The sequence below is a fragment of the Streptomyces humi genome (genome assembly GCF_001005085.2).
Classification (GTDB): domain Bacteria; phylum Actinomycetota; class Actinomycetes; order Streptomycetales; family Streptomycetaceae; genus Streptomyces; species Streptomyces humi.
The window spans coordinates 151,516-178,361 of sequence record NZ_LBMU02000023.1 but is presented as its reverse complement, the minus strand read 5'-3'; the positions used below and the strand labels follow the sequence as shown (position 1 = coordinate 178,361).

Here is a 26,846-nt window from a genome sequence, read left to right as displayed (position 1 = left end):
GCCGTGTAAAGATGAGTGGTTCGGGCGCGCGTACGGCGGCACACGGTCTGTTGCCGGCGGACACTACGGAAGAGGTACGGACCAGGGGGGCGGGCGTTTCAACACAGGTCGCCGTCCTTCCCGTGGGGAGCTTCGAACAGCACGGCCCCTACCTTCCGCTCGCGACGGACACGCTCGTCGCCTGTGCCGTGGCCCGGGAGATCGCCGCCGCGTACCCGGTGCACCTCCTTCCTCCGGTGACCGTCTCCTGCTCGCACGAGCACGCGGCCTGGCCGGGGACCGTCAGCATCTCCTCGGTCACCCTGCACGCGGTGGTGAACGACATCGCCGCCTCGCTGCGCCGCTCGGGCGTCGACGCGCTGGTCGTGGTCAACGGCCACGGCGGCAACTACGTGCTGGGCAACGTCGTACAGGAGGCGTCCGCGCGGGGCGAGCGACTGGCGCTGTACCCGGCCGCGGAGGACTGGGAGACGGCGCTGACGCGGGCCGGGGTGGAGACCTCCGCGCTCACCGACATGCATGCCGGGGAAATCGAGACGTCCATTCTGCTGCACGCTCATCCCGAATTGGTCCGCCCTGGTTACGAGTCCGCCGATTTCACCGCTGACGACCGTCGTCATCTCCTCACCCTGGGAATGTCCGCCTATACCGAGTCGGGTGTGATCGGCCGGCCCTCCCTGGGGTCGGCGGAAAAGGGGAAGGAACTCCTCGCGGGCCTCACCGATTCCTTCGGTACGGTTTTCGAACTGCTCTCCCCGGGCCGGGAGTAGCGCAGCCCGGCGGACCAGCGGACGACCAGGACCACGAGGCCGGGCAGGGCCGCCACGAAGCTGAGGACGCCGTACACGACGGCGGTGGCGAGTCCGCTGTCCGCGCCGAGCCCGGCCGCCGCGAACGCCCAGGCGGTGACGCCTTCCCGGGGGCCCCAGCCGCCGACGTTCAGCGGCAGTCCCATGGCGACCAGGGCGAGCACGGAGATCGGGACCAGCATCGCCACGGGGGCGGCGGACCCGGCGACCCGCGCGGACACCACGAACATCCCGACGTGCCCGGCGAGGATGACCGCCGAGGACAGCGCCACGCCCGGCCCGTTGCGCCGGGACAGCAGGGCGCGGCGGGCCTCGGCGAGGGCCGAGCGCAGGGCGCCGACCCGCCTGCCGGGCGCCCGGTTCATCCGGAGGGCGACGACGATCGCGCACGCGCCGGCCACGCCGGCGGCCGCCAGCGGGGCGAAGCTGCGCACGTCGGCGCGGACCGGTGACGGCAGGATCAGCAGGGCGCCCGCGCCGAACACGGTCAACGCGAGCTGTCCCGCGGCCCGTTCGAGGACGACCGCGCGGACCCCGCGCCCGATGTCGCCCTCGCTCTGCCCGTGCCGGACCGCCCGGTGCACATCGCCGAGCACCCCGCCGGGCAGCGCCGCGTTGAGGAACAGCGCCCGGTAGTAGTCGCCGACCGCGGGTCCGAGCGGCAGCCGCAGGCCGAGGCTGCGGGCCACCAACTGCCAGCGCCAGGCGCTCAGTACGGTGGTGACCGCGCCGATCACCAGGCCGGCCACGAGGGTCGGCGTGTCGATTCGGCGCAGTCCGTCGAGGAAGACCCCGGTACCGAGCCGCCACAGCAGCACGGCGAGGATGGCGACCCCGCCGAGGGTGCCCAGGTGGGCGCGGACGGCACGGAGGCCGAGCCGCCGGGGCACGGTCACCGCGGCGACCGGCGCGCTCTCCCGGACCAGGGCCGGGGTGGTCATGAGGTGCCTCCGGTCGGCCGGGCGAGCGCGAGCAGGTCGCTGTGGTGCAGCACGACCCGCAGTTCACCGGCCGCGTTCGCGGCGAGCCGCTCGGCCAGGTAGGCCTCGGCTCGCCCGGCGAGTCCGGGGCGTTCCTCGACGGCCGCGCCGACCCAGCCGCGCAGCCACTGCTCGGTGAGCGCCTTCTCGTCGGGACCGAGCCGCCAGGGGCTGGGGTGCACCTTCACGGTGGCGCCCCGGTCGGCGAACGCCTCGCAGGCGGCGGTGACCGCGTCCGGACCGAGGAGCCCGCCGCGCCGCTGGTGGGCGTTGAACGCCTCGGCGATCTCCGCGTCCAGCGGAAGGGACGGGGAGAGGTCCACGCGGCCGGCGACCGACAGGGTGAGCAGGGCGGGGCAGCCGGCCCCGGTGCAGGCCTCGGCGAGGGTGTCGACCTCCTCCCGGGTGAGGACGTCCAGCAGGGCGGAGGCGGTCACCAGCGAGGCGCCTATGAGCGCGTCCGGCGTGAGCCGGGCGACGTCACCGCGCCGGGTCTCCACCGTCACCCGGCTGCCGTCGGCGGCGGCCCGGGGCGAGGCGACGGCCGCGAAGTGCAGCAGGTAGGGGTCGCGGTCGTGCAGGATCCAGTGCTGGGCGCCGTCCAGCCGGGGCGCCAGCCAGCGGCCCATGGAGCCGGTGCCGCAGCCCAGGTCGTGGACGACGACGCCGCCGGCCTTGCCGGGCAGGTTGGCGAGCCGGATCCGCAGCGGGTCCAGCAGGTCGTGCGCCCGGGCCGCCGCGTCCGCGCTCTCCCGCAGTTGCAGCCACTCGGGCGCGTACCGCGGCGGCTCCTCGGGGTCGGTCTCGCGCAGTCGTACCGTGGCCCGTTCGCCCGGACGGGTGACGGGGCCGGCGCCCGCGATCACTTCGGAGCCCGTGGGTTCACCGGAAGCCGCCGCGTCCATTCGGTCCCGTCCCATCCCTGCGTCCGTGACATCCCCGGGCCCCGGCTGCGCGGGGATCGCTCCGGCCGGAGCAGTGGTGGTCGTCTCACTCGTCATGCCGGTCATGCCGCCCTCCGCGGTTCGTCGGGGAGCCTCAGCAGGACTCCGGCCAGGCTGCGGGCGGTGGTCGCCCAGCCGTCGAGCGCCGCCCGCCGGCCGCGCGCGGCGGCCTTGAGACGGCGGCGTACGTCCGCCTCGCCGAACCAGCCGCGCAGTTCGGCGGCGAGCGCGGCGGGGTCCTCCGGCGGCACCAGGATGCCGGGCACCCCGCCGTCGGGGGCACGGCCGACCGCCTCGGGCAGCCCGCCGACGTCGGTGGCGAGCACCGGGATGCCCCGGGCGAGGGCCTCGGTGACCGCCATGCCGTAGGTCTCGGCGTAGGAGGTGAGGACCATCAGGTCCGCGGCGGCGTAACTGGCGTCCAGGTCGGCGCCGGAGCGCGGGCCCGCCAGGTGCAGCCGGTCGGTCAGCCCGTGCCGCTCGATCAGCGACCGCAGGTGGGCGACGTACTCGGGGTCCTGGTTGAGTCCGCCGACGCAGGTGCAGGTCCACGGCAGGTCCCGGACCGCGGCAAGGGCCTCGACCAGCCGGTGCTGGCCCTTGCGCGGGGTGACGGCGGCCACGCACAGCAGGTGCGAGACCCCGTCGGTGCCACTGGCGAGGGGGGCGATGTCGGCGCCGGGGGCGGCCACATGGACCCGGCCGGGGGCCAGGCCGTGGTGCGAGACCAGCCGTCGTACCGCCCAGTCGCTGGTCGCGATCACCGCGGGCACGGCGCGCAGCACCGCGCGCTCGCGGGCGTCCAGGTCGGCGGCCACGGCCGCGTCGAGACCGGTCTCGTCGCCCAGCGGCAGGTGCACGAGGACGGCGAGCCGCAGCCGTTCGGCCTCGGGTACGACGATCTCCGGGACACCGCAGGCCACCAGGCCGTCCACGAGGACCACCGCGCCGTCCGGCAGTTCGCGCAGGGTCCGGGCGAGGCTGTCCCGGGCGGCCTGCTCGGGGCGTGGCCAGGAGCCGGCCACCACGTGCCGGGTGACCTGCCAGCCGAAGCCGGGCAGGTCCAGGCAGACCCGCCGGTCGTAGGCGTTGCCGCCGCTCGGCTGGGCCGGGTCGTCGACACCGCCCGGCATGAGGAAGTGCACGGTGCGCAGGGACATGGGGAGGATCCCGATGTTCGCGGGGGCGTTCTGGCCCGAGGGGTCGGCGGTGGCCGCGCGCTGCGCGGGCACGTAGGTGAGGGCCGGCGGGCGGCCGATGGCCATGTCGGTCACAGGGCACGCTCGTAACTCGCCCAGGCGACGTGCGACTCGTGGAGGGTGACGGTCAGTCCGGCGAGGCCCTTGGCGCCCTCACCGAGCGCGCCCTTCTCGATGCGCTCGGCGAGCCGGTCCGCGATGACCTTGGCCAGGAACTCCGTGGAGGTGTTGATCCCGGCGAAGTCCGGCTCGTTGTCGAGGTTTCTGTAGTTCAGCTCGCTGACCACGGCACCGAGTTCCTGGGTCGCGAGACCGATGTCGACGACGATGTTGTCGTCGTCCAGCTGCTCACGGCGGAAGGTGGCGTCCACGAGGAACGTGGCGCCGTGCAGTCGCTGCGCGGGCCCGAACACCTCGCCGCGGAAACTGTGGGCGATCATGATGTGATCGCGGACGGTGATGCTGAACAACGGACGACCCTCCAGGTGCGGCGCGTCTGGTCCCCCGGCTGATGCCTGCCGGCGGACCCCTTAATACGGCTCTCGACTTCCCCGCGTTCAGTCCACTCTCACCCTTTTCTCAGGTCAGGACCTCTTGGCGGGGCCCCATTGGACATCGCGTCAGCCGTCGTCGCCGTAGCGGACCCGGTGGCAGAGGGCGGGGATCTCCCCGGAGGCCAGCTTCGGGAGGACCTCCGGCAGCTCCTCGAACGCGCTTTCGCCAGTGATGAGGGCGTCCAGCGCCGGGTCCGCCAGCAGGTCCAGGGCCAGGGCGAGGCGGTCGGCGTAGCTCCGGCCGGCCCGGGCGGCCGGGGAGACGGTGCCGACCTGGCTGCTGCGCACGGTGAGGCGGCGGGAGTGGAAGGCCTCACCGAGCGGCAGGGCGACACGCCGGTCGCCGTACCAGCTCAGTTCGAGGACCGTGCCCTCGGCGGCGAGGAGCCCCAGGGCACGGGTGAGGCCCTGTTCGGTGGCGCTGGCGTGCACGACCAGGTCGCAGTCGCCGAGGGCGTCTTCCGGGGCCGCGAAGTCGATGCCCAGGGCCTCGGCGGTCCTGGCGCGGGCCGGGTCGGCGTCGACCAGCTGGAGCCGTACCCCGGGGAAGCGGGCCAGCAGGGCCGCGACCGAGCAGCCGACCATGCCGCCGCCGATCACCGCGATCCGGTCGCCGACCAGGGGCGCGGCGTCCCAGAGGGCGTTCACCGCGGTCTCCACGGTGCCCGCGAGCACCGCGCGCGCCGGGGGTACCCGCTCCGGTACCACCGTCACCGCGCTCACCGGAACGACGTAACGCGTCTGATGCGGATACAGACAGAAGACCGTACGCCCGGTCAGCTCATCGGGCCCCTCCTCCACGATCCCGACGCTGAGGTAGCCGTACTTCACCGGACCGGGGAACTCGCCCTCCTGGAACGGCGCGCGCATCACCGCGTGTTGGTTCTCCGGGACGCCTCCGCGGAAGACCAGGGTCTCGGTCCCCCGGCTGACTCCGGAGTACAGCGCGCGGACCAGCACCTCGTCCTGGGCGGGCGCCGCGAGGGTGACGTCACGCAGCTCTCCGTGGCCCGGAGAGCGGAGCCAGAACGCGCGAGCCGAGCGGTTCATCGGCATCCTCCTGAACGATCGGGAAGTTGTTCACGTACCGAGGTGTGCACAGCGATAAGTGCACAGGCCGCGCACAGTACGCGGCGTTGATCGACTCTGTCACTCGGCCGGAGGACGTGCGGTGGCCCTGAACAACACTTACGAAGCCAGGCTGGTCCAGCAGGAGACCGCTGTGGGAGCGGGCGTGCAGATCCTGTTGCTGGCGCTGCTGGGCTCCGCCATCGGCATGGGGCCGGCGGGCTGGCTGACGGGCCTCGCGTTCGCGATGGCCACCTGGGCGGTGCTCTCCAGGGCCCTGCACCGCACCCGGCCGCGCTCCTTCGGCCCGGCCAACCGGGTGACCCTCGGCCGCGCGATCCTCGTCGGCGGGGTGACGGCCCTGGTCGCCGACTCGTTCGAGAGCTCACCGCCGGTCACCCTGCTGGTCGGCCTGACCGCCGTGGCCCTGATCCTCGACGGCGTCGACGGCAAGGTGGCCCGCAGGACCGGGACGTCGACCGCGCTGGGCGCCCGCTTCGACATGGAGGTCGACGCGTTCCTGATCCTGGTGCTGAGCGTGTACGTCTCGACGCAGCTCGGTCCGTGGGTGCTGCTGATCGGCGCCATGCGCTACGCGTTCGTCGCGGCGGCGAAGCTCGCGCCCTGGCTGAACGCGCCGCTGCCGCACTCGATGGCCCGCAAGACGGTCGCCGCGATGCAGGGCGTCTGCCTGCTGCTGGCGGGCGCGGACCTGCTGCCCCACCTCGCCAACCTGGCCGTGGTGCTGCTGGCGCTGGGCTCCCTGGTGTGGTCCTTCGGGCGGGACGTGGTGTGGCTGTGGCGCAACGAGCGGGGCGCGGCGCGGGAGACGACGGCCGGGGCCGCGATGACGGCGGAGACCGGGGCGGCCGGCGAGGCCGACGCGTCGGTGGCCGCGCTGGAGGACACGTCGGCGACCGCCCTGGAGGACGAGTCGGTGGCCGCGCTGGAACGTGAACTGCTGGAACTCGCGGCGCGGTAGGCGAGGACGGCAGGAGCAGGGGCCCGGACCGGGGGATGGTCCGGGCCCCTGCTCGTTGCCTACGACCGTGTGCCGCGGGTCCTGACGAAGGTGAACGCGGCTGCCGCGAGGCCCAGCGCGCCGACGATCAGGCCCGCGATGCCGAGGCCACGGGCGGTGGAGTCGCCGGCGTCGGCGGACGCGGACGTCGCTTTGGCGCCGGCGCTCTCCGCCGTCGGCGCGGCCGAGGCCGCCGTGTCGTCGCCCGCCGTCAGCTTGAGGGTGGGCGCCGGGTTCTCCGGCTCGTCGTCGCCGCCCTGGGCCTGCTCGATCCAGCGGACGACCTTGCCGTCGGAGTAGGTCTGGAGCGTCTTGAACGTCAGCTGGTCGGTGTCCTCGGGCAGTTGGCCGAACGCCACGTCGAAGTCCACGTACTGGCCGGCGCCGATCCTGCCGCCGGTCCAGGTGATCTCGGAGGCGGCCTCGGTGATGGTGCCGTCGTCGGTCTTCACGGGCGTCTTGAGCTTGGTGGTGGTGACCTTGGCGGTCCAGCCGGCCTGCGGGGTGACGAGGACGCCGAGGACCGGATGGTCGGTGGGCAGGAAGACCTGCACCTTGGTGGTGGCGGCGGTGTCCTCCTCGTTGGGCACGCGGAAGGTCAGCACACCGTCGGTGGCGCCCTTGGCGTAGCTCTCGGGGTGGACCGTGACGTGCGCGGCGGCGACTCCGGCGGCGACCAGGACGGAGGCGGCGGTGAGCGCGGTGACGGTGGCGGCGCGGCGCAGGGTGGCGCGGGTTGCGGACATGGCTGAGTGGATCTCCGTACGAAGGAAAGGACAGGGACGGAACGTCTGTTGCGGGGGTCAGACCGGGTCAGACCGCGTACGGGATCGGGTTCGGTGGGCCGCGTCGGGTCACCGCGTGCCGCAGGGTGAGCAGCCGGGGGCGGACGGGCCGGGCGAGGGCGGGAAGGCCGCGGTCGGCCGGCGTGGGCAGCGGGGTGTCGTACCACCAGGCCGCGAGTCCGGGGACGAGGGCGACCGCGCGGCGCAGCAGCGACCACAGCGCCGCCTCGCCGCGCCGCAGCCACCAGGAGGCGACCAGGGCGGCGACGACGTGGGCGACGGTGGCGTGCGCGGTCAGGGCGTGCGCGTGCGGGGCCGTCCCGGCGGCCATGGCGTGACCGTGCATCGGCATGTTCACGGGCATGTCGGCCATGCGCGCGGTGTGGACCGACGTGACCCGGCGGGCCGCGTCGAACCCCATGTGCAGGCCCGCCTGGGTGAGGAGCATGCCGACACCGATCTCCGGCAGTCCGCGCTCCCGGCCCGCGAGGGCGCGGCCGAGGACGAAGACCGCGGCGAATCCAGCCGCGTCGGCCCAGAGCGGCGGCATGTCGCCCATGGCGAGGCCGTGCCCGGCGGCGGCCAGGAGCACGCACACCGCGGCGAACACCGCGGCACGCAGGCTCCGTACCGCCGGTGACGCACTCATGGTGAGCGATCCTCCCACGGTGGAGAGGTACGCGTGGCGCGGACACCAGGTTCAGTCACGAGGGCGACGCGGGGTGAGCCGCCCTCTCAGGGGCGCGGGGAACCGCGCGACCGGCCCCCGCTCAGCCGCACCCGGGAGCGGGCCGCGACCGCCTCCCCTCCCGTCTCGGCAACACCAGCACCGCCACGGCGGTCATCCCGGCCGGCACCAGCCACGGCAAGGCCGGCGGGAGCCACCCCGCGTCCAGCAGCGTGCCGGTCCCCGCGCTGCCGAGCAGGACGATCAGCCCGGAGACGGAGGAGAGGGCACCCGTGTAGAGGCCGAGCCGCCCGTCCGCGGCCAGGTCGGGGACCCAGGCCCGGGCGACGGGGGCGACCAGCATCTGGCCGAGGGTGAGCAGGACGACCAGCACGGCGGCGGGCAGCAGTCCGGCGACGCCCCTGACATCGGCCGGCCGGGCCGCCGCGACCACGGTGAACCCGGCGGCGGTCAGCAGCAGCCCGGCCGTCATGGACCGGCGCGGTGCCAGCCGCTCCCCCGCCCAGCGGGTGACGGGCAACTGTGCGGTGACGACCAGCGCCGAGGACAGCGCGAACAGCCAGGCGAGCGCCGTCTGCGAACCGGTGGCCCGCGCCACCTCGGCGGGCAGGGCGAGGTAGAGCTGGTTGTAGGCGAGCAGGCAGGCGCCGTATCCGCAACACAGCCCGAGGAAGGCCCGGTTGCGCACCAGGTCACGCGTGCCGCCCCGGACCCGGACCTGCCGGCGGCCGGGCACGCGACGCGGGAGGAGCAGCGCGTGCCCGGCGAGGACCACGACGAAGACGCCGGCCCCGGCCAGGCACACCGCGCGGAAATCCACGGCCAGCAACAGCGCGCCCAGCAGCGGCCCGACGAACGCGCCCGCCTGTCCGGCGACGGTGAACAGGGCGAGGACCCGGGTGCGCGGTCCGCCGCCCGCCTCCTCGCGGAGCACGGCCTGCCGGGCCACCTCGGACTCCACCGCGGGCGAGAACAGCGCCGCCGCGAACCCGGTCAGCAGCACCGACCCGATCACCGCCCAGGTCCGTTCGGCGTATCCGAGCCAGCCGAACCCGGCGATCCGCAGCACGCAGCCGGTGAGCACGACGGGCCGCACCCCGTACCGGTCGGTCAGCGCCCCGCCGACCACGAACAGCCCCTGCTGGCTGAACGTGCGCAGCCCGAGGACCAGTCCGACCAGCCACCCGGCCATCCCGATCGCCTGCCCGAGGTGCGCGGCGAGGAACGGGAGCACGGCGAAGAAGCCGACGTTGAAGGCGAGTTGGGTGAGGATCAGCAGCCGCAGCAGTGGCGTCACACCGACCTCGGCTTCCTCGGGGTCACACCGGCCTCGGCTTCCTCGGGGTCACACCGGCCTCGGCTTCCTCGGGTTCACACCGGCCTCGGCTTCCTCGGGTTCACACCGGCCTCGGCTTCCTCGGCTTCCGTGTCCGCCCGGTGCCCGCGGTCGACGCGGTCACGGCCAGCGCGCCCAGCAGGGCGAGCACGGCGGCGGGGGCGAGGACCGCCCAGGGGGCGCGTTCGGCGTACGGCTGGTTCTCGGCGAGGAGCCGGCCCCATTCCGGGGACGGCGGCTGGGCACCCAGGCCGAGGAAACCGAGCGAGGCGAGGGCGAGTGCGACGCCGGGCAGCCGCAGCAGCGCGTGCCGGACGACGGGCGGCACCACGGCCGGCAGCAGTTCGTGGTGGAGCAGGTACCCGCGGCCGGCGCCCAGGGCGGCGGTGGCGGTGAGATGGAGGGTGGCGCGTTCCTGCCGGAGCAGCGCGGAGGTGTGGGCGGCCAGGGGTGCCCAGGCCACCGCGGCGACGGCGAGGGCGGGGGTCCGCGGCCCCCCGCCGGCGACCGCCGTGACCAGCAGGGCGGCCAGTACCGGCGGCACGGCGTTGACGGTGTCGACGAGCGGTCCGGAGAGCCGGGGCAGCAGCCCGAGGAGCACGCCGGCGAACAGGGCGCCGGCGCTGATCGCGAGGGCGAGCAGCAGGGTGTCGAGGGCGCCGTGCGCGACCCGGGCGAGCAGATCGCGGCCGAGCGCGTCGGTGCCGAACGGGTGCGCCGGGGAGGGCGGTCGAAGCCGCTCGGTGGTGTCGAGGGCGAGGGGGTCGCGGGGCAGTCCGGAGGCGACGACCGTGAGCAGTACGGAGGCCAGGACGAGCGGGGTGGCCCGGCGGGCGGGCGGGGCGGTCCGGTGCGGCGCGGGCAGCGCTCGGTCGTTCAGGGCGGGGCCGACGAGCAGTCGTACCAGCGCGCGGGTGGCGAGAGCGGCGGCCGCGGCGAGCAGCAGCAGGGCCAGGGTGCCCGCCTGGAGGACGGGCAGGTCCTGGGCGAGGGCGGCCTGGAGGGTGGTGCGGCCGAGTCCCGGGACGTCGAAGATCTGTTCCACGGCGACGGCACCGCCGGTGAGACCGACGACGAACAGGCCCGCGTTGGGCAGGAGTCCGGGGACGCAGCGTCGCAGTGCCTGGCGGGCGACGCGGTGCGGGGGCAGGCCGCGGGCGGCCGCGGCCCGTGCCCAGGGTTCGGCGAAGGCGCCGGGCAGCAGGTCGTCGAGGAGCCGGCCGAGGACGGCGCCGGCGGGCAGGCCGAGGGCGAGTGCGGGCAGCACGGTCCAGCGGGGGCCGTACCAGCCGAGGGCGGGCAGCCAGCCGAGCTGGACGCCGACGACGGTGGCGAGGACGGAGGCGGTGAGGAACTCGGGCAGCGCGGCGAGCATCGCGGATCCGGTGCCGCCGGAGCGGCGGGCGCCGCCCGATCTCAGGGTGCGGGCGCACACCAGGCCGGCGGTGCAGACGGCGGTCACGAGGGCGACCGTCATCAGCAGCAGGGAGGCGCCGAGCGCCTGGAGCACGGCAGGGGTCACCTCTCCGCCGGAGATCCACGACCGTCCGGCGTCGCCTCGCAGCAGACCGCCCGCCCATTCGGCGAGGAGGTGGAACGGCCCTTTGTCCAGGCCGAGTCGGTCGCGTATGTCGGCGAGCACCTCGGGCGCGGGGTCGCGGTCCTGGGAGCGTGCCCTGAGGACGGTCAGCGCGGGGTCGGTGTGCGCGAGCCAGGGCAGCACCCCGATCCCGCACACCAGGCCGGCCGCGAGCACGGCTCGCCACAGCAGGGTCGGCACGGGTCAGCGCCGCGTGCCGGTGCCGACGAGGACACGCTCGTACGGGTCCAGGCGCACGCCCTTCACCCCGGCGCCCACGCCGGTGATCACGCGTTGGTGGACCAGGGGTACGACGGCATCGGTCCCGAGGATCCCGGCTTCGGCGGCCAGCGCCGCGGCCCGCCGCTCACCGGTGTCGGCGGTGGCCTCGGCCCTCGCGACGGCGCGGTCGACGCCGGTGTCGCACAGCCGGGCGAGGTTGTAGCCGCCGTCGCAGGTGTAGTCGGAGGCGAGGACGGCGACCGGGTCACCGGTGTCGACGAGGGTGTTGCGGGCGAGGACGAACGCGTCGAACTTCCCGGCGAGGGCGTCGCTCTCCAGCCGCGAGTAGTCGCGTACGACCAGCCTGACGGTGAACCCGGCCTTCTCCAGCTGCTGCTTCAGCACCTGGGCGACCTCGGGGAGTTCGGGCCGGTTGTCGTAGGTGGCGAGGGTGACGGCGGTGCCGTCGGGCCGCTTCGCCCGGGCGCGCCCCACGGGCCGGACCCGCTCGGCCGCAGCCCAGGTCACGGCGGGCCCGTAGATCCCGGCACCGGTGTCGGCGTGGCCCTCGTAGACGCCCTGGGCGAGAGCGGAGGTGTCGACGGCTTCACGGGCGGCGGCGCGCAGTCCGGGGCTCTCGAAGGGGCCGGTACCGGAGTTGAGGAGGAGGCTGGTGGTGCGGGTGGTGGCGGTCTCGCGCCGGGTGTCCGCGGCCAGGGCGGCGGCCTGGGCCACCGGGACGGCCTCGGCGATGTCGGCGTCGCCGGTGCGCAGGGCGTTGGCGCGGGCGGTGCCGTCGGCGACGAAGCGGACGTCGATACCGGCGGCCTGGGCCCGGCCGCCCCAGTAGTCGTCGTACCGGTCGAGGGTGGCGGCCGTGGCGCCGGTGACCTCGGTGAGTTCGAAGGGGCCGGTGCCGGTGCCGACGGGGTCGACGGTGCCGTCCTTGCCGTACGCGGCGGCGGACAGGACGGCGAGACCGGGGCTGGACAGCCGCAGCGGCAGTACGGGGTCGGCCGCGCCGGTGGTGACGCGCACCGCGCGGTCGCCCTCGGGTGCGGCGGTGAGGGTGACGCCGGTCAGGGCGGCCGGGGCGGGCCTGGCCCGCGTGGCGTGGGTGAGGGCGGCGGCGACGGCGGCCGGGGTGACGTCGGTGCCGTCCTGGAACTCGGCCTCGCGCAGGGTGAACACCCAACTGCGCGGCCCCGCCCGGCGCCAGGACTCGGCGAGCGCGGGCGCGGCGGTGCCGTTGGCGTCGAGCGCGGTCAGGCCCTCGGTGACGCCGAGCCGGCTGAGGATCGTGGCGTCGGCGCCGTGGGGCGAGAGCCGCTCGGCGGGCGGGAAGGCGAGGGCGACCCGGAGCCGGGAACCCGCGTCGCCCTTGCCGTCGGTGGCCGGGGAGCCGCCGGATTCGGCGAAGCAGCCGGTAAGGAGCGGGGTGAGCAGGAGTGCGGCGAGCAGCCGGGGACGGCACGGGGGGCGCGGGAGTGACATGTTCCTCGGTTCGGTGCGGTACGGGCGCGGGCGGCGAACGATCATCACACTACATGACAATCATTTTCATCTGGTCCCATCTCTCGACCTCTCACCCCATCGGCACCTCGAAGTGCACGATCCCCTGCCCACCGCCCGGCCCCTCGCGCTCGTCGAGCACGACCTCGCCGAGCGAGCGCCAGAACGCCTCGGCGCCGGGCACGGCGGGGTCGGTGTGCAGGTACACGGCCCGGTACCCCCCGTCGGCGACCGCGAAGTCGACGAGTCCGGCGACCAGTCGACGGGCGATTCCGCGCCGCCGGCTCTCCGGCCGCACGTACAGCCGCCGCACCTGCGCGGTCTCCCCCGACGGGTACCGCTCGGCCAACTCCGGCGGATTCGGCGGGTATGCGGGGCCCCGCGAGTCGAGCGCGCCGGTCGCGGCCACCCGCCCGGCGCCGTCGACTGCGACCAGCAGCGTGTGCCGGCGGGAGGCGAGGTAGGCCGCGGCCGGATCGATGATGTCCCCGTGCCACCGCGGTACGTACCCGGTCCCGAAGTCGCGGTAGACGGTGTCGAGCATGACGGCCCGCGCGCCGTCGAGGTCGTCGCGGGTCGCCACCCTGATGCAGTAGTCACGCACCTGCACACTATATGCATTAAGCCTTCGAGGCGGTCCGCTCCCCCCGCGCCCGGTTCCTCACCGCTTCTGCTCGACGCGGACCCAGTCCACCTCCGCCTGCACTCCCCCGGCCGCGATCCTGTCGACGCTGGACTGGGGCAGGCCCCAGTAGGGGGTGGTGACCTGGTTCCAGCCGGCCGGGTACGCGCCGCCCAGGGCGAGGTTGAGGATGACGTACTGGTTGTGGTCGTAGACCCACTGGCCGCGGGTCGACTCCACTTTGTTGCGGGTGGTCTCCTGGAGGAGGGCGTCGTCGACGTAGAAGCGCATCGCCGTGGGGGTCCATTCGACGGCGTACGTGTGCCACTGGTCGGTCGTGCCGCCGTTCGGGAAGGTCTGGCGGGCGCCGATGTTCCCGTCGGCGGAGTAGCCGGGGCCGTGCAGGGCGGTGCTCGTCCAGTTGTCGTAGCCGATGTTCTCCATGATGTCGGTCTCGCCCGAGGCCGGCCAGGAGACCGACGGGTCGTCGACGTTGCTGCCGAGCAGCCAGAACGCGGGCCAGAACCCGTCGCCGACCGGGAGTTTCATGCGCGCGCTCACGCGGCCGTACGTGAAGTCGAAGTGGGTGTCGGTGTCGATGCGGCCGGAGGTGAAGTCGTAGGTGCCGCCGCCCGCCTGCGCGCAGCCCTTGCAGTACTTCGCCTTCAGCAGCAACTCACCGTTCTGCGTACGGATGTTGTCCGTGGAGTCGACGTACGCCTGGGACTCGCCGTTGACCGGGCCCATCTCGGTGCCGGTGCGGACCACCCGCCACTTGGAGCGGTCGAGGGTGGATCCGGTGAAGTCGTCGAAGAACGTGGTCCGGTAGGTGCCCGACTGGTCACCCGGCAGCGGCGGATAGGCCGCCGAGGCGCTGCCGCCGGTGCCCCAGACCTGGAACTCGTAGAGGGAGTAGCCGAACTGGGCCGTGTAGGGGGCCGGGTTGTAGAAGCTGCGGCGCTCCTTGCCGAGCATGCGGACGTAGCGGCCGGTCGCCGGGGAGGGCAGGGTGACGGTGTCGTGGCGGCCCGCCGCGTCCGAGGGGGAGGCCACGTTCGCACGGCGGGCGGCGATGTCGGCGGCCGAAGGTTCGTACACGGTGCGCCAGTTGACGTTGTCGTCGGAGACCTGGAGCAGGTAGTCGACGGCGTACGCCGACTCCCAGTACAGGTCGACCGAGGAGATGGTCGCGGTGGCGCCGAGGTCGACCGAGATCCAGCGGTCGGCGTTCCAGTCGCTAGACCAGCGTGTGGAGTCGCCCTTCAGGTCGGCGGGCCGGCCGCCGTCGGTGGCGAACGCCGGTGAATTGCCCGCGTGCTGGTAGTAGTCGGAGTACGCGGGGTGGTTCAGGGCGAGGTTGGTGACCGTCGAGGACGCCTGGGCCGGTTCGCCCCCGTAGACCTTGAAGTTCCAGAGCGAGTAGCCGTAGGGCGTGGCGCGCTGGATGCCGCGCATCCGGACGTAGCGGCCGGTGACTTCCTGCGGGTAGGTGTGCGCGGTGACCGAGCCGCCGGTGCCGTCGGTCTCGGTGTAGAAGGGCGTCCAGTCGGTGCCGTTCCTCGAGGCCTCGAGGACGTACTTCTTGCCGTACGCGGCCTCCCAGTCGAGCACCACGCTGTCGATGCGGATCGTGGTGCCGAGGTCGACGCGGATCCAGGCGCCGTCGGCGAAGTCGCTGGACCAGCGGGTCGCGCCGTTGCCGTCGAAGGCCAGGCCCGGGGTGGTGCCGGGGTTCTCGGAGCCGGAGGCGGTGACGGCGGCCGGGTTCGCGGCGTAGGCGGCGCCGGCCCGGTCGGTGTCCCAGGCGGCGGCGGTGGCGGCGGAAGCGGGTGCGGCCAGGGCGCTGACGCCCGAGGTCAGCAGGGCGGCCGTCGCGAGGGCGGCCATGAGGGTACGGGGGATACGGGATCGCATGCGGGTCTCCTGAGCGTCGGCGGTGCCTTCAGGTACGTCATGCACATGTCGCGTACATGACAGATTGGTCTCCGTGCCTGTTGCTCGTACGCATGACAGTCGGGTGGGCGGTGGGCGCGGAACTCCCCTGGACCGCGCCCACCGCGGTCGTGCCGGGCCGGACGGCGGCCCGGTCCTGGTCAGGCCGCCTTGCTGGCCTGTCCCCGGTGGGCGCGGATGATGTCCGCGTACCGGCGTCCGGTGCCCTTGATCGTGCGGACCTGCGTCTCGTAGTCGACGTGGACCAGGCCGAAGCGCTTGTCGTAGCCGTACGCCCACTCGAAGTTGTCCAGCAGCGACCAGGCGAAGTAGCCGGCCAGCGGGGCGCCCTTGCGGGCCGCGGAGGCGCAGGCCGCGAGGTGGCCGGCCAGGTACTCCTGGCGCTCGGGGTCGTCGATCGTCCCGTCGGGGCGGACCACGTCCGGGTAGGCGGAGCCGTTCTCGGTGACGTAGAGCTTGCGGGCGCCGTACTCGTTCGTGAGGCGCAGCAGCAGCGTCTCGATGCCGTTCGCGTCGATCTCCCAGTCCATGCCGGTGCGCGGGACACCCTCACGGTAGACCGAACGGGCGTACGGCGCGGGGCCGTCCGGGTCGTCCTCGATGAAGGCCGGGAAGTAGTAGTTCAGGCCCAGCCAGTCCAGCGGGGTGGCGATGGTCTCCAGGTCGCCTGGGCGCTCGGGGAGTTCGACGCCGTAGGTCTCGACCATGTCGGCCGGGAAGCCGCGGCCGTGCACCGGGTCCAGCCACCAGCGGTTGACGTGCCCGTCGTGACGGCGGGCGGCGGCCGCGTCCTCGGGGCGGTCCGTCACCGTGAACACCGTGGAGAGGTTGTTGACGATGCCGACCTGGGCGCCGGGCGCGGCGGCGCGGATCGCCTGCGCGGCCAGGCCATGACCGAGGAGCAGGTGGTAGGAGGCGCGGACGGCGGCCGTGAGGTCGGTCCAGCCGGGGGCCATCTTGCCCTCCAGGTGGCCGATCCAGGCCGAGCAGGACGGCTCGTTGAGGGTGGTCCAGTGGTGCACCCGGTCGCCGAGCCGGTCGGCGACCACGGAGGCGTACGCGGCGAAGTGCTCGGCGGTCGCCCGCTCGGGCCAGCCGCCCCGGTCCTGGAGGGCCTGCGGCAGGTCCCAGTGGTAGAGGGTGACGGACGGCGTGATGCCCGCTTCCAGCAGGCCGTCGACCAACTCGTCGTAGAAGTCGAGGCCCTTGGCGTTGTCCGGGCCGTCGCCGCCGGGCCGCACGCGAGGCCAGGCGACGGACAGCCGGTAGGCGTTGGCGCCGAGCCGGCGCATCAGGCCGATGTCCTCGCGCCAGCGGTGGTAGTGGTCGCAGGCGACGTCGCCGTTGTCGTCGTTCGCGATCTTCCCCGGGGTGTGCGAGAAGGTGTCCCAGATGGAGGGCGCACGGCCGTCCTCGTCGACGGCTCCCTCGATCTGGTACGCCGCGGTTGCCGTGCCCCACAGGAAGTCGTGCGGCAGGGCGGCGAGGTCGATGGTCACGTAAGTCCTTTCGGAACTGGCTGTCGAGGCGGATTCACTTGACGGCGCCGGCCGTCAGTCCGGCGACGAGGTAGCGCTGGAGCAGCAGGAAGCCGGCCACGACGGGAACGCTCACCACCAGCGAAGCGGCCATGATCTGGTTCCAGTACACGTCGTTGAGCGTGGAGTAGCCCTGGAGGCCGACGGCGAGGGTGCGGGTGGTGTCGTTGGTCATGACGGAGGCGAACAGGACCTCGCCCCAGGCGGTCATGAAGGCGTAGACGGCGACCGCGACGATGCCCGGGATCGCGGCCGGGACCACGATCCGGAACAGCGCGCCGAGCGGGCCGCAGCCGTCCACCAGTGCCGCCTCGTCCAGGTCCCGCGGCACGGAGTCGAGATACCCGATGAGCATCCAGATCGAGAACGGCAGCGAGAACGTCAGGTACGTCAGGATCAGTCCGCCGCGCGAGCCGAACAGGGCGATGCCGGTGGCGTTGCCGATGTTGACGTACAGCAGGAACAGCGGGAGCAGGAAGAGGATGCCCGGGAACATCTGGGTGGAGAGCACGGTGACCGTGAAGACCCGCTTGCCGCGGAAGTCGTAGCGGCTGACCGCGTAGGCGGCGAAGACCGCGACGACCACCGAGCAGACCGTCGCCGCGACCGACACGATCAGCGAGTTCACGAAGTACTTCGCGAGCGGGACCGTCGACCAGATGTCGATGTACGGGCGGATGGTCAGACCGCTGGGCAGCCAGCGGAACTTGCCGGTGACGTCCGCGAGGGGCTTCAGCGAGCTGGAGACCATCACGTACACGGGGACCAGCACGAACCCGGTGAGCAGCGTGAGGAAGATCCGCCGGGACCAGAGGAAGGAGCGCGGCGGGGCCATCGGCGAGCCGGACGGGCTAGACATCGGCGGTCCTCCGTCCGCGCGAGGTGAACACCAGGTACACGCCGGTCACCACCAGCAGGAAGAGCAGCAGGAGCACGGACATGGCCGAGCCGGTGCCGAAGTTCCAGGTGACGAAGGAGGCCTGGTAGATGTGGACCGAGATGAGGTCGGCGGCCTCCGGGGCGGACCTGCCGAACAGCACGTACGGCGTGTTGAAGTCGTTGAACGTCCACAGGAACAGGACCAGGACCAGGACCTGGTTGACCGGGCGCAGCGACGGCAGGGTGATCCGGCGGATCTGCTGCCACAGGCCTGCGCCGTCCAGGGCGGCCGCCTCGTACAGCTCCCGCGGGATGTTCTGGAGGCCGGCCATCACGATCAGGAAGGCGAACGGCCAGCCCTTCCACACCGACACGATGAGCAGCGCCCAGAAGCTGTTGTCGCCGATCAGCCAGAAGGACGGCTTGTCGGTGAGGTGCAGCTGGTCGTGCAGGACGTGGTTCACCAGGCCGTTGTCGTGCTGGAACATGAACACCCAGGTGATGACGGCCGCGTACACGGGCAGCGCGTACGGGATGAGGAACAGGGCGCGCAGCAGGCCCCGGCCCCGGAAGGTGTCCTGCATGAACACCGCCGCCGCCGTGCCGATCAGCCAGCACAGGCCGACGGAGAGCAGGGTGAAGCCGACGGTGACGAAGAAGGAGTGCAACAGGGCGTTGCCGACCGGCGCGTCGAAGTCGACCGACATCCGGTAGTTGTCGAACCCGGACCAGGGGGCGGTGCCCCAGTCGCGGATGTAGAACTGGGTGAGCTCCTTGAAGCTCATCACGACGCCGATGACCATCGGCACGAGATGGACGAGGAGTTCGAGCAGCAGGGCGGGCAGGAGCAGCAGGTAGGGCAGTCCGATGCGGCGGATCCGCCCGGGGCGGCGGCCCGAGCCGCCCGCCGCCCCGGGGGAGTTCACCTGCGCCGGTTCTCGCACGGTGGTGGTGGTCGTCATCTCGTTCAGGCCGCCGGCATCTGCTGCTGGGCCTTCTCCAGTTCGGCCTTGACGGAGTCGGTGGTGATGGCGCGGCCGGCGGCGGCGTCGGCGAACAGGTTCTTGACCGCCGTACCGACCGTGGTCTCGAACTGCGACTCCGACGACACCTGGGGCAGGGCCGCGGCGCTGGTGGCGAGGGTGTTCTTCAGGACCGAATTGGCCGGGGTGTTGAAGGCCGGGTCCTCCTGGGCGGTCTTGACCGGCGGGATGGAGCTGTAGGCGGTGTTGAGGATCTTCTGCTCGTCGTCGCTGGTCATGAACTTCACGAACTTGGCGGCGCCGTCGAGGTTCTTGGTGTTCTTGAAGACCGCCAGGTTGATGCCGGCGACCATCGAGTTGACCTGGGTACCGGTGCCGGGGGTGCCGGACTGCACGGGCACCGGGGCGATGCCGTAGTCGCTGTCGCTCATGCCCTGCGACTTGAGGTTGGAGGACGCCGACTGCCACAGCAGCATGGCCTGCTTGCCCTTGGCGAAGTCGCTCACCGACTGGTTCTGCGCGTACTCGGCGTCGCCGGTCGGGATGACCTTGTCCTTGGCCATCAGGTCGACGTACTGCTGCACCGCGGCCACGATCTTGTCGTTGGTGAAGTCCGGCTTGCCGTCGGCGGTGAAGAAGTCGGCGCCGTGCTGCTTGGCGAAGACGAAGACGTGGTGGATGTTCTCCGAGACGTTGCCGCCCTCGGCGCCGAGCACCGACTTGCCCTTGGCGGATATCTTCTTGCCGTCGGCGACCAACTCGTCCCAGGTGACCGGGGGCTTGGCGATACCGGCGTCGGCGAAGATCTTCTTGTTGTAGTAGAGCGCGTACGCCATCGAGTAGAGCGGTACGGCCGCCGGGTCCTTGCCCTCGGCACCGGTGGAGCCCAGCGCGGAGTCGACGAAGCGGTCCTTGCCGCCGATCTTGCCGAAGTTCTTGGCGTCCCAGGGCAGCAGCGCGCCGGTGGCCTGGAGCGAGGCGCTCCAGGTGTTGCCGATGTTCAGCACGTCGGGGCCCTGGCCCGAAGTGGTCGCGGTCAGGATCCGGTTGAGCAGGTCCGACCAGGGCACGACCTCCAGCTTGACCTTGATGCCGGTCTGCTTCTGGAACTTGTCGAGCTCCGGCTGGAGCACCTTCTTGTCGACCTCGATGCTGGCGCCCTGGTTGGAGGCCCAGTAAGTGAGCGTCTTCGGGGAGTCGTCGGACCCGCCCCCGGCGGACGAACCGCCACCGCAGGCCGTGGCCGCGAGGGCGAGAGACATGGTGACGGCGCCTACGGCCGCGGCTCGGATGCTGCGCATGGCTCCTGCTGTGCCTTTCCGGGAGTCGAGAACCCCGAGAGGGCTTCACGAAGGCCGGCGTCCGCATGCGCGGAGACCGGGACCGACGTTCGGCTTCCGAAGCCCCTCATGGCTTAATTTAGGACGTGAGTTAATACTCCGATCAGGGGCGCGTCAAGGGATCCGGCACGGGTGTCGGCGCAGGCGGGCGGCGGCGGAGCCGGTTCCGGAGCGGGGGCCGGCCGCGCCCGAGGGTGTGACCTGGGACGAAGCGGCCCGATCCGGGCGGCGGCGGGCCCCTTCCTGTTCCACAACGGTTGTGTCTCGACAGCACGGGACCGTACGACGTGGGGGCCGGGGAGGTTTCCCCCCGGCCCCCACACCCCGGGCCACCGGACGCCCACCGCGGCCGCCCGCCCTGGCCGCCCGATGACACCTGGCCCGCGCCCTGGCCGCCCGATGACACCGAGCCCGCGTCCTGGCTGCCCGTCGGTCACCGAGCCGGGGCGGGGGTCGGCGGTGTCACCGGGGCGGGGCGGGGGTCGGCGGTGTCACCGGGGCGGGGCCGTCGCCGGGGTCGGGGCGTAGCCGGTCGGGCGGGTGGTGAAGGTGCCGCGGCCCTGGGTGCGGCCCCGTAGGCGGGTCGCGTAGCCGAACAGTTCGGCCAGCGGCACGGTGGCGGTCAGAGTCGCCGCGCCGCCCCGGGACCCGGACCCGGTGACCCGACCGCGGCGCGCCGCCAGGTCGCCGAGAACACCGCCGACGCCCTCCTCGGGCACGGTGACCGTGACCTCGGCGACCGGCTCCAGCAGGACCATCGCGCAGGCCCGCAGCGCGTCCCGGAGACCGGACCGCCCCGCCGCCCGGAACGCCGTGTCGGAGGAGTCCTTCACATGCGTGGAACCGTCGGTCAGGGTGACCCGCAGCCCGGTCACCGGATGCCCGCCGAGGGGTCCCTCGGCGAGCGCGTCCCGGCAGCCGGCCTCGACCGCGCGGACGTACTCCTGCGGCACCCGGCCGCCGACGACCGCCGACCGGAACTCGAATCCGGCGCCCTCCGCCAGCGGTTCGACGTCCAGCACGACATGCGCGAACTGCCCCGCCCCGCCGGTCTGGTGGACGTGCCGGTGGACATGGCCGGTGACCCCGCGGCCGACGGTCTCCCGGAGGGCGACCCGCGGCCGGCCCACGGTCACCTCGGGGCCGCCGTCGCGCCGGATCTTCTCCACCGCCACCTCCAGGTGCAGTTCACCCATCCCGGACAGCACGGTCTGCCCGGTCTCGGCGTCGGTGCGCACCACCAGCGAGGGATCCTCCTCGGCGATCCGGGCCAGCGCCTGCGCCAGCCGTTCGGTGTCGGTACGACGGCGGGCCTCGACGGCGACGGACACCACGGGGTCCGCGACCCGCGGCGGCTCCAGCAGCAGCGGGGCGTCCCGGGCGCACAAGGTGGCTCCGGGGCGGGCCGACTTCAGCCCGACGACGGCGACGATGTCACCGGCCACCGCCCGGTCCAGGGGCTCGTGCCGGTCGGCCATGACGCGCAGGATGCGTGCGACGCGTTCGGTGCGGCGCGTTGCCGGGTCCCACACGGTGTCCCCCTTCTCGATCGTGCCGGAGTAGACGCGGACATGGGTGAGGCGTCCGGTGGCGGTCGCGGTCACCTTGAACGCGAGCGCCGCGAACGGCCCGCCGGGGTCGGCGGTCCGCCGCTGTTCGTCACCCTGGTGGCTGCCGCGCACCGCGGGCACGTCGAGCGGCGAGGGCAGGTACGCCACGGCCGCGTCCAGCAGTGGTTCGACGCCCCGGTTGCGGTAGGCGGACCCGCACAGGACGACCACGGCGTCACCGGTGCGGGTGAGGTCGCGCAGGGCGGAGACGAGGGTGCCGGTGGACAGCCGGCCGGCCGGCCCGCAGAACTCCTCCAGCGCGGCCGGGTGCAGTCCCGCCACCGTCTCCTCCAGCAGCCGTCGCCGTCGGCGCGCCTCCTCGCCGAGTTCGACGGGCACCGGCCCCTCCACCGGTGCGCCGCCGCCGTCCGGCCAGACCAACGCGCGCATCCGCACCAGGTCGACGACGCCGGTGAAACCCTCCTCCGCACCGATCGGCAGCTGCACGACGAGCGGCACCGGGTGCAGCCGGTCCCGGATCGACGCGACGGCTCTGTCGAGGTCGGCACCCGCGCGGTCCAGTTTGTTGACGAACGCGATCCTGGGCACGCCGTGCCGGTCGGCCTGCCGCCAGACCGACTCGCTCTGCGGCTCGACGCCGGCCACCGCGTCGAACACGGCGATCGCCCCGTCGAGGACGCGCAGGGAACGCTCGACCTCGTCGGCGAAGTCGACGTGGCCGGGGGTGTCGATGAGGTTGACACGGTGGCCGTCCCAGGCGCAGCTGACGGCCGCGGCGAAGATGGTGATGCCTCGGTCGCGTTCCTGGGGGTCGAAATCGGTGACGGTGGTGCCGTCGTGGACCTCGCCGCGTTTGTGGATGGTGCCGGTCGCGAAGAGGATGCGCTCGGTGACGGTGGTCTTTCCGGCGTCGACGTGGGCGAGGATGCCGAGGTTGCGAACAACGGCAAGGGGGTTGACGGAGTTCGGGCGGAGTTCGGTGCGCATGGCCCGATGCCTTTCGAATGGGGTTCCCGGAATGACTTGCGGAAGGGCAGCGCAATTCCCCGTGCGGCACAGTGCACCGGGCCAGGACTGACGGCACGTCAAAGTGCTGGCATATGCCGGTGGTTGAGGAGATCAGTCGTGCGTCACGGAGTCCGGTACCGGCCGCGCGGCGGGCACCGGAGTGACGGGGACACGAGGATCACGTCGTAGCGGGAACGGGGAGAGACGGCGGCCGTGCGCTCACGCATGACCTTCTCCCCTCATTCGTCCGAACTCGTCACGACAAAGCACCGGGAGCGCGTTTCGCGGCTACGGTGCGTGATAACGGAGCGAGTGTAGGCAGCGGGCGCGGGCCGTGGCACCCGATTTTCGACCGGGCCCGCCCACCCCCCGGCCGGAAAGCCGGCGGCCGGGCCGGCAGCCCCCCGCAGCCGACGGCACACGGCAGGGCGCGTGGCAGGGCGCGTGACCGGGCGCTTGGCGAGGCGCGCGGCGTGGTATGCGGCGGGATGCTCGGCGACGCGCGCGGCCGCGGTCACTTTGCCGAGATTCCGGTTCGTTCCCTTTTTCCGCCCCCCGGAGAATGCGCGACCCGTCGGCCCGGCATTTTCCGGACATTCATTCGGCCGACATCGGCAACTCCCGGAACACGGAAGGCGCTTTCCGCTTCACCGGCTGAGCGCGGCGCGATGCACCGGCCGAGACCGCCGCAACTCCAGCGATTGGCCGAAAAGCACGCTTTACAGCTCCCAGTGGGACATCAGGTAACCCGCCGGCCGCCCCTCGGCCGGACCGTCGGGAAAGGACGCCCGGATCGCCCCGGATACACATCATCCCGGCCCACGCGCGTACTCGGACTTCCCGGCCCGATACTGCGGGAGTTGGTGTGGAACATGTGTGGACCTTCCGTGAAGCGCTCTTCGTGGCTGAGAAATTGGGATCCCGCCGCGGGTCAGGGCGGGCCACGCAATGGCCGGGAAGCGGTTCGCCCGGTGGCCGGTGAACGCTCCACCACGGGGAGCGCAGGCCTAATCTGATGCGTGAGCAGGCTGAATAGGCCCGGCAGGCGGACGGATTGGACTCGATTGGACACGGAAAAGACGCGGAGAGCACCATTCACCGCGCGCCCGGGTGCCGCGATGCCGGTCGCCGCGCAGGTGCTCATCGCGGGGACGCTGTTCTCCCGCCTGGGTGACACGCTCGCCTCGCTGGGGCTGGTGCTGCACGCGGCGGACCGGGACATCCGCTTCGGGGTGACCGAGGTGATGCTCGCCGAGCTCATCCCCACCGTGCTCGCGGCACCGTTGATCGGGTCGGTGGTGGACCGTTTCAGTGCGCGCGCGGTGTGCCTGTGGGCGCTGCTGGTCCAGGCGCTGTCGCTGGGCGCGGCCACCGCGGTCGGCGGCTTCCACGTACAGGTGGCGCTGATCGCGCTGTCGTGCCTGGCCGGGGTGGCCTCGGTGGCGGCCGGGTTCAAGATGCTGCCCGCCGTGGCCGGTGAGCGGTACACGGGCCGCGCGAACAGCCTGCTGACGGCGGGCCTGTCCGTCGCGGGGCTGATCGGGCCGCCGCTGGCCGGTTTCCTGAACTCCCTGTGGGGCACGCCGGTCCTGCTCGCGGCGGACGCCGTGTCCTTCCTCGTGCTCGCCGGCTGCACCGTGCTGGCGGTGCCGAGCACGGTGGACGTCGCACTCGGCCGCCGTCCCGCCACCAGGCTCGCGGACGGCTACCGGGCGCTGCGTGACGCACCGGTCGTGGGCACGCTGATGCCGGCGCTGGCGGCGGCGATGCTGGCCACCAGCATCGAGAACGTCGCGGGCGTCTTCTATCTGCGGGACGTGGTGAACGGCAACGACACCGTGTTCGGTCTCTTCCTGGCCACCTGGGCCCTGGGCTCCGTCCCGGGAGCGCTGCTGGCGGGCCGTCAGGACTGGTCGGACCGGCACACGCTGCTGATCGTCGGCGGCATCATGGGCATGGCCCTGGGTCTGCTGGTGGCCGGCCTCGTCCCGGTCGCCGCGGTGATCTTCCCGCTGTTCCTGCTGGCGGGTTTCGGCAACGGCGCCTGCAACGTCGGCCTGCGCAACGCGGTCCACTCCCGGGTGCCCGCCGAGGTGCACGGCAGCGCCTGGGCCTGCTTCCAGGCGCTGTCCCGCAGCTGCATCGGCCTCGGCTATCTGCTGGGCACCCCGAACGGCCTGGTCTCCAGCCGGGGGCAGGTGATCATCTCGGGTGTCATCCCGCTGGTGGCGATGGCATGGGCGGCCCTGGTCATGGTCCGCCGCCGCGAGCCCGCCACGACGGAGCCCTCCGCCTGACCTCGCGCGAGCCCGCCACGACGCGGCCCTCCGCCTGACCTCGCGCGAGCCCGCCACGACGCGGCCCCCCGCCCGACCTCGCGCGGCCGCTCGGCCGCCCCCGCACGGCGCCCAACTTGGTCTAGTCCTCTTGACGGAGAGGGCCGGCAGCGCTTTGGTATGTACCAAATCCCTTGCGGCCCACCCCCCACCACTCCGCCCAGATGGGCATCCCGAAAGGGCCAATGTCATGCACCTGGCGAGATTCGCGGCGTCCGCGTGCGCCCTCGCGCTCACGGCCACCGGCGTGGCCGTCGCGCTGGCCCCCGCCGGCAACGCGGCCGCGGGCAGCGTCTACTCCGTGGCTCCCTACGTCGACATGTCGAACAGTCAGGAAGGGCTGCTCGACACAGCGGTCACCGGACACGGACTCAAGGCCTACACGGCCGCCTTCGTGCTCGGCGAAGGCTGCACCCAGATCTGGGGCGACACGCTCCCCATCGGCAACGACTCCTACACCGACCCGGAGATCGCCAGGGCGCGGTCCGAGGGCGCGTCGGTCATCATCTCCTCCGGCGGAGCGAGCGGCGAACCGCTCGCCTGGACCTGCGCCACCCAGAGCAGCATCGACGCCGGGTACCAGGCCGTCATCGACGACTACGGCGTGACCCAGCTGGACTTCGACGTCGAGGGCGCCGCCGTCGCGGACACCGCGGCCGCGGCCCGTCAGATGCAGGCGATGAAGGACCTGAAGGCGTCCAACCCGAACCTGCGGTTCTCCATGACCCTGCCGGTGCTGACCAGCGGCCTGACCGGCGACGGCGTCAACATCCTCAAGGCCGCCAAGAACGCGGGCATCAGGATCGACGTGGTCAACGTCATGGCCATGGACTACTACGCCGGCACCGGCACCGAGATGGGGCAGGCCGCCCTCTCCGCGGCCCGCGCCACGCTCGCGCAGATGCAGTCCGTCGACTCCGGTTACACCTATGCCAACCTCGGCATCACCCCGATGATCGGGAAGAACGACGACGGGTCCACCTTCACGCTCGCGGACGCCCAGGCGGTGGAGAGCTTCGCCGCGCAGAACGGTGTCGGGCGGCTGTCGTTCTGGTCGGCCAACCGGGACCAGCCGTGCAGCGGCAGCGCCAACTCCCTGTCCACGTGCAGTGAGATCAGCCAGAACAGTCTCGCGTTCACCGACACGTTCGTGCCCTACGAGGGCGGTTCGGGCGGCGGCACCACCACCGACTTCTCCCTGTCCCTGACACCGGCTTCCGCCTCCGTCGCCCAGGGTGGTTCGGCGACCGCGTCCGTCGCCACAGCCGTCACCTCCGGCAGCGCCGAATCCGTCAGCCTCTCCGCCTCCGGCGCGCCCTCGGGCGTCAGCGTCTCCTTCAGTCCCGCGTCCGTGACCTCCGGGAGCGGTGCGACGCTCACGGCGGCGGTCGGCTCGTCCGTCGCCGCGGGCTCCTACCCGATCACCGTCACCGGCACGGCCGCGAGCGGCACCCACAGCGCGACGTACACGCTCACCGTCACCAGCACCGGCGGCGGCGGAGGAGGAGGCGGGGCTTCGTTGACCAACGCGGGCTTCGAGACCGGCGCGCCGAGCCCCTGGACCTGCGCGGCCGGCAGCGCGGTGGTCTCCACGCCGGTCCACGGCGGCAGCCACGCCTTGCAGGTCACGCCGAGTTCCAGCGGCACCGGGGAGTGCGACCAGACGGTCACCCTCTCCCCCAACCACACCTACACGCTCTCCGGTTGGGTGCAGGGACCGTACGCGTACATCGGAGTCTCCGGTGGCGCCAGTGCGAGCACCTGGTCGAACAACACGAGCTGGAACCAGCTCTCGGTCGGCTTCACCACCGGCAGCAGCGGGACGGTCACCGTCTTCGTCCACGGCTGGTACGGCCAGTCCGACGTCCACGCCGACGACTTCAGCCTGAGCTGAGGCGCCGCGCCGGCATGGAGCAGGG

The 26,846-nt window shown here is 72.8% G+C and carries 20 protein-coding genes and 1 pseudogene; 4 read left to right on the top strand and 17 right to left on the bottom strand.

Translation table 11 applies throughout. The features are described from left to right. Positions 1-11 precede the first annotated feature (11 nt). Complete coding sequence (locus AAW13_RS09905; protein ID WP_071659495.1) at positions 12-770, top strand: creatininase family protein; 759 nt, start codon at positions 12-14, stop codon at positions 768-770. Positions 771-871: 101 nt separating this feature from the next. Here AAW13_RS09905 and AAW13_RS46675 read toward each other — a convergent pair. The 5 genes and pseudogenes from AAW13_RS46675 to AAW13_RS09880 form a co-directional block, all read right to left on the bottom strand. Continuing rightward, positions 872-1,750: pseudogene (locus tag AAW13_RS46675) on the bottom strand (lysylphosphatidylglycerol synthase transmembrane domain-containing protein); the annotation flags it as partial. After that, positions 1,747-2,709 carry a hypothetical protein gene (locus AAW13_RS09895; RefSeq protein ID WP_046728403.1) on the bottom strand — a complete coding sequence of 321 codons (963 nt, stop codon included), beginning with the start codon at positions 2,707-2,709 and terminating at the stop codon, positions 1,747-1,749. The pseudogene AAW13_RS46675 and the gene AAW13_RS09895, both read right to left, overlap by 4 nt. Before the next feature lie 86 nt (positions 2,710-2,795). Next, the gene (locus tag AAW13_RS09890; RefSeq protein WP_420855450.1) at positions 2,796-3,998 is read right to left on the bottom strand and encodes a glycosyltransferase family 4 protein; all 1,203 of its coding nucleotides are present in this window, start codon (positions 3,996-3,998) and stop codon (positions 2,796-2,798) included. Positions 3,999-4,003: 5 nt separating this feature from the next. Next, positions 4,004-4,402 carry a 6-pyruvoyl trahydropterin synthase family protein gene (locus AAW13_RS09885; RefSeq protein ID WP_046728401.1) on the bottom strand — a complete coding sequence of 133 codons (399 nt, stop codon included), beginning with the start codon at positions 4,400-4,402 and terminating at the stop codon, positions 4,004-4,006. Positions 4,403-4,552: 150 nt separating this feature from the next. Next, a complete protein-coding gene (locus AAW13_RS09880; RefSeq protein ID WP_046728400.1) occupies positions 4,553-5,536 on the bottom strand; it encodes a zinc-dependent alcohol dehydrogenase in 984 nt (327 codons plus the stop codon). A gap of 121 nt (positions 5,537-5,657) precedes the next feature. Between AAW13_RS09880 and AAW13_RS09875 the strand changes: the two genes are divergently transcribed. Then, on the top strand, positions 5,658-6,536 hold the full coding sequence (locus AAW13_RS09875; protein ID WP_079178768.1) for a CDP-alcohol phosphatidyltransferase family protein: 879 nt from the start codon (positions 5,658-5,660) through the stop codon (positions 6,534-6,536). A 59-nt stretch (positions 6,537-6,595) separates the two neighbouring features. On the opposite strand, the gene AAW13_RS09870 is transcribed toward AAW13_RS09875, so the two are convergent. From AAW13_RS09870 to fusA, 12 genes are all read right to left on the bottom strand, one after another. Further along, a complete protein-coding gene (locus tag AAW13_RS09870; RefSeq protein WP_046728399.1) occupies positions 6,596-7,321 on the bottom strand; it encodes a YcnI family protein in 726 nt (241 codons plus the stop codon). A 67-nt stretch (positions 7,322-7,388) separates the two neighbouring features. Further along, entirely contained in the window at positions 7,389-8,009 is a 621-nt protein-coding gene (locus AAW13_RS09865; RefSeq protein ID WP_046728398.1) for a hypothetical protein, read from the bottom strand. 121 nt (positions 8,010-8,130) lie between these two features. Further along, positions 8,131-9,345: an MDR family MFS transporter gene (locus tag AAW13_RS09860; RefSeq protein WP_046728397.1), complete on the bottom strand. Its 1,215-nt coding sequence runs from the start codon at positions 9,343-9,345 to the stop codon at positions 8,131-8,133. 100 nt (positions 9,346-9,445) lie between these two features. Beyond that, positions 9,446-11,164: an ABC transporter permease subunit gene (locus AAW13_RS09855; RefSeq protein ID WP_046728396.1), complete on the bottom strand. Its 1,719-nt coding sequence runs from the start codon at positions 11,162-11,164 to the stop codon at positions 9,446-9,448. Between the two features lie 3 nt (positions 11,165-11,167). Then, positions 11,168-12,679 (bottom strand): ABC transporter substrate-binding protein, encoded by a 1,512-nt coding sequence (locus AAW13_RS09850; protein WP_046728395.1) that lies wholly within the window; start codon positions 12,677-12,679, stop codon positions 11,168-11,170. A 91-nt stretch (positions 12,680-12,770) separates the two neighbouring features. After that, positions 12,771-13,301 (bottom strand): GNAT family N-acetyltransferase, encoded by a 531-nt coding sequence (locus AAW13_RS09845; RefSeq protein ID WP_079178773.1) that lies wholly within the window; start codon positions 13,299-13,301, stop codon positions 12,771-12,773. Positions 13,302-13,358: 57 nt separating this feature from the next. Further along, complete coding sequence (locus AAW13_RS09840) at positions 13,359-15,233, bottom strand: discoidin domain-containing protein (RefSeq protein ID WP_046728393.1); 1,875 nt, start codon at positions 15,231-15,233, stop codon at positions 13,359-13,361. Between the two features lie 179 nt (positions 15,234-15,412). Continuing rightward, positions 15,413-16,771 carry a GH1 family beta-glucosidase gene (locus AAW13_RS09835; protein ID WP_046728392.1) on the bottom strand — a complete coding sequence of 453 codons (1,359 nt, stop codon included), beginning with the start codon at positions 16,769-16,771 and terminating at the stop codon, positions 15,413-15,415. Between the two features lie 34 nt (positions 16,772-16,805). Further along, positions 16,806-17,645, bottom strand: a complete 840-nt coding sequence (locus tag AAW13_RS09830) for a carbohydrate ABC transporter permease (protein ID WP_046728391.1) — start codon at positions 17,643-17,645, stop codon at positions 16,806-16,808. Between the two features lie 16 nt (positions 17,646-17,661). Beyond that, positions 17,662-18,651, bottom strand: coding sequence for a carbohydrate ABC transporter permease (locus AAW13_RS09825; RefSeq protein ID WP_046728390.1), 990 nt, complete (start codon positions 18,649-18,651; stop codon positions 17,662-17,664). A 5-nt stretch (positions 18,652-18,656) separates the two neighbouring features. Continuing rightward, complete coding sequence (locus AAW13_RS09820) at positions 18,657-19,973, bottom strand: ABC transporter substrate-binding protein (RefSeq protein WP_046728389.1); 1,317 nt, start codon at positions 19,971-19,973, stop codon at positions 18,657-18,659. Positions 19,974-20,503: 530 nt separating this feature from the next. Then, positions 20,504-22,570 (bottom strand): elongation factor G, encoded by a 2,067-nt coding sequence (fusA, locus tag AAW13_RS09815; RefSeq protein ID WP_046730797.1) that lies wholly within the window; start codon positions 22,568-22,570, stop codon positions 20,504-20,506. A 1,139-nt stretch (positions 22,571-23,709) separates the two neighbouring features. Between fusA and AAW13_RS09810 the strand changes: the two genes are divergently transcribed. Both AAW13_RS09810 and AAW13_RS09805 read left to right on the top strand, forming a co-directional pair. Further along, the gene (locus AAW13_RS09810; RefSeq protein WP_046730798.1) at positions 23,710-24,888 is read left to right on the top strand and encodes an MFS transporter; all 1,179 of its coding nucleotides are present in this window, start codon (positions 23,710-23,712) and stop codon (positions 24,886-24,888) included. 229 nt (positions 24,889-25,117) lie between these two features. Further along, positions 25,118-26,821, top strand: a complete 1,704-nt coding sequence (locus tag AAW13_RS09805; RefSeq protein ID WP_046730799.1) for a carbohydrate binding domain-containing protein — start codon at positions 25,118-25,120, stop codon at positions 26,819-26,821. Positions 26,822-26,846: the final 25 nt, after the last annotated feature.

What these genes read in the sequence shown, in the direction of transcription:
- AAW13_RS09805 (WP_046730799.1), top strand. Translation starts at nt 25,118, where the DNA reads ATGCACCTGGCGAGATTCGCGGCGTCCGCGTGCGCCCTCGCGCTCACG.
- AAW13_RS09850 (WP_046728395.1), bottom strand. Translation starts at nt 12,679, where the DNA reads ATGTCACTCCCGCGCCCCCCGTGCCGTCCCCGGCTGCTCGCCGCACTC.
- AAW13_RS09865 (WP_046728398.1), bottom strand. Translation starts at nt 8,009, where the DNA reads ATGAGTGCGTCACCGGCGGTACGGAGCCTGCGTGCCGCGGTGTTCGCC.
- AAW13_RS09890 (WP_420855450.1), bottom strand. Translation starts at nt 3,998, where the DNA reads ATGGCCATCGGCCGCCCGCCGGCCCTCACCTACGTGCCCGCGCAGCGC.
- AAW13_RS09895 (WP_046728403.1), bottom strand. Translation starts at nt 2,709, where the DNA reads ATGGGACGGGACCGAATGGACGCGGCGGCTTCCGGTGAACCCACGGGC.
- AAW13_RS09810 (WP_046730798.1), top strand. Translation starts at nt 23,710, where the DNA reads ATGCCGGTCGCCGCGCAGGTGCTCATCGCGGGGACGCTGTTCTCCCGC.
- AAW13_RS09840 (WP_046728393.1), bottom strand. Translation starts at nt 15,233, where the DNA reads ATGCGATCCCGTATCCCCCGTACCCTCATGGCCGCCCTCGCGACGGCC.
- AAW13_RS09820 (WP_046728389.1), bottom strand. Translation starts at nt 19,973, where the DNA reads ATGCGCAGCATCCGAGCCGCGGCCGTAGGCGCCGTCACCATGTCTCTC.
- AAW13_RS09880 (WP_046728400.1), bottom strand. Translation starts at nt 5,536, where the DNA reads ATGAACCGCTCGGCTCGCGCGTTCTGGCTCCGCTCTCCGGGCCACGGA.
- fusA (WP_046730797.1), bottom strand. Translation starts at nt 22,570, where the DNA reads ATGCGCACCGAACTCCGCCCGAACTCCGTCAACCCCCTTGCCGTTGTT.
- AAW13_RS09825 (WP_046728390.1), bottom strand. Translation starts at nt 18,651, where the DNA reads ATGACGACCACCACCACCGTGCGAGAACCGGCGCAGGTGAACTCCCCC.
- AAW13_RS09870 (WP_046728399.1), bottom strand. Translation starts at nt 7,321, where the DNA reads ATGTCCGCAACCCGCGCCACCCTGCGCCGCGCCGCCACCGTCACCGCG.
- AAW13_RS09905 (WP_071659495.1), top strand. Translation starts at nt 12, where the DNA reads ATGAGTGGTTCGGGCGCGCGTACGGCGGCACACGGTCTGTTGCCGGCG.
- AAW13_RS09830 (WP_046728391.1), bottom strand. Translation starts at nt 17,645, where the DNA reads ATGGCCCCGCCGCGCTCCTTCCTCTGGTCCCGGCGGATCTTCCTCACG.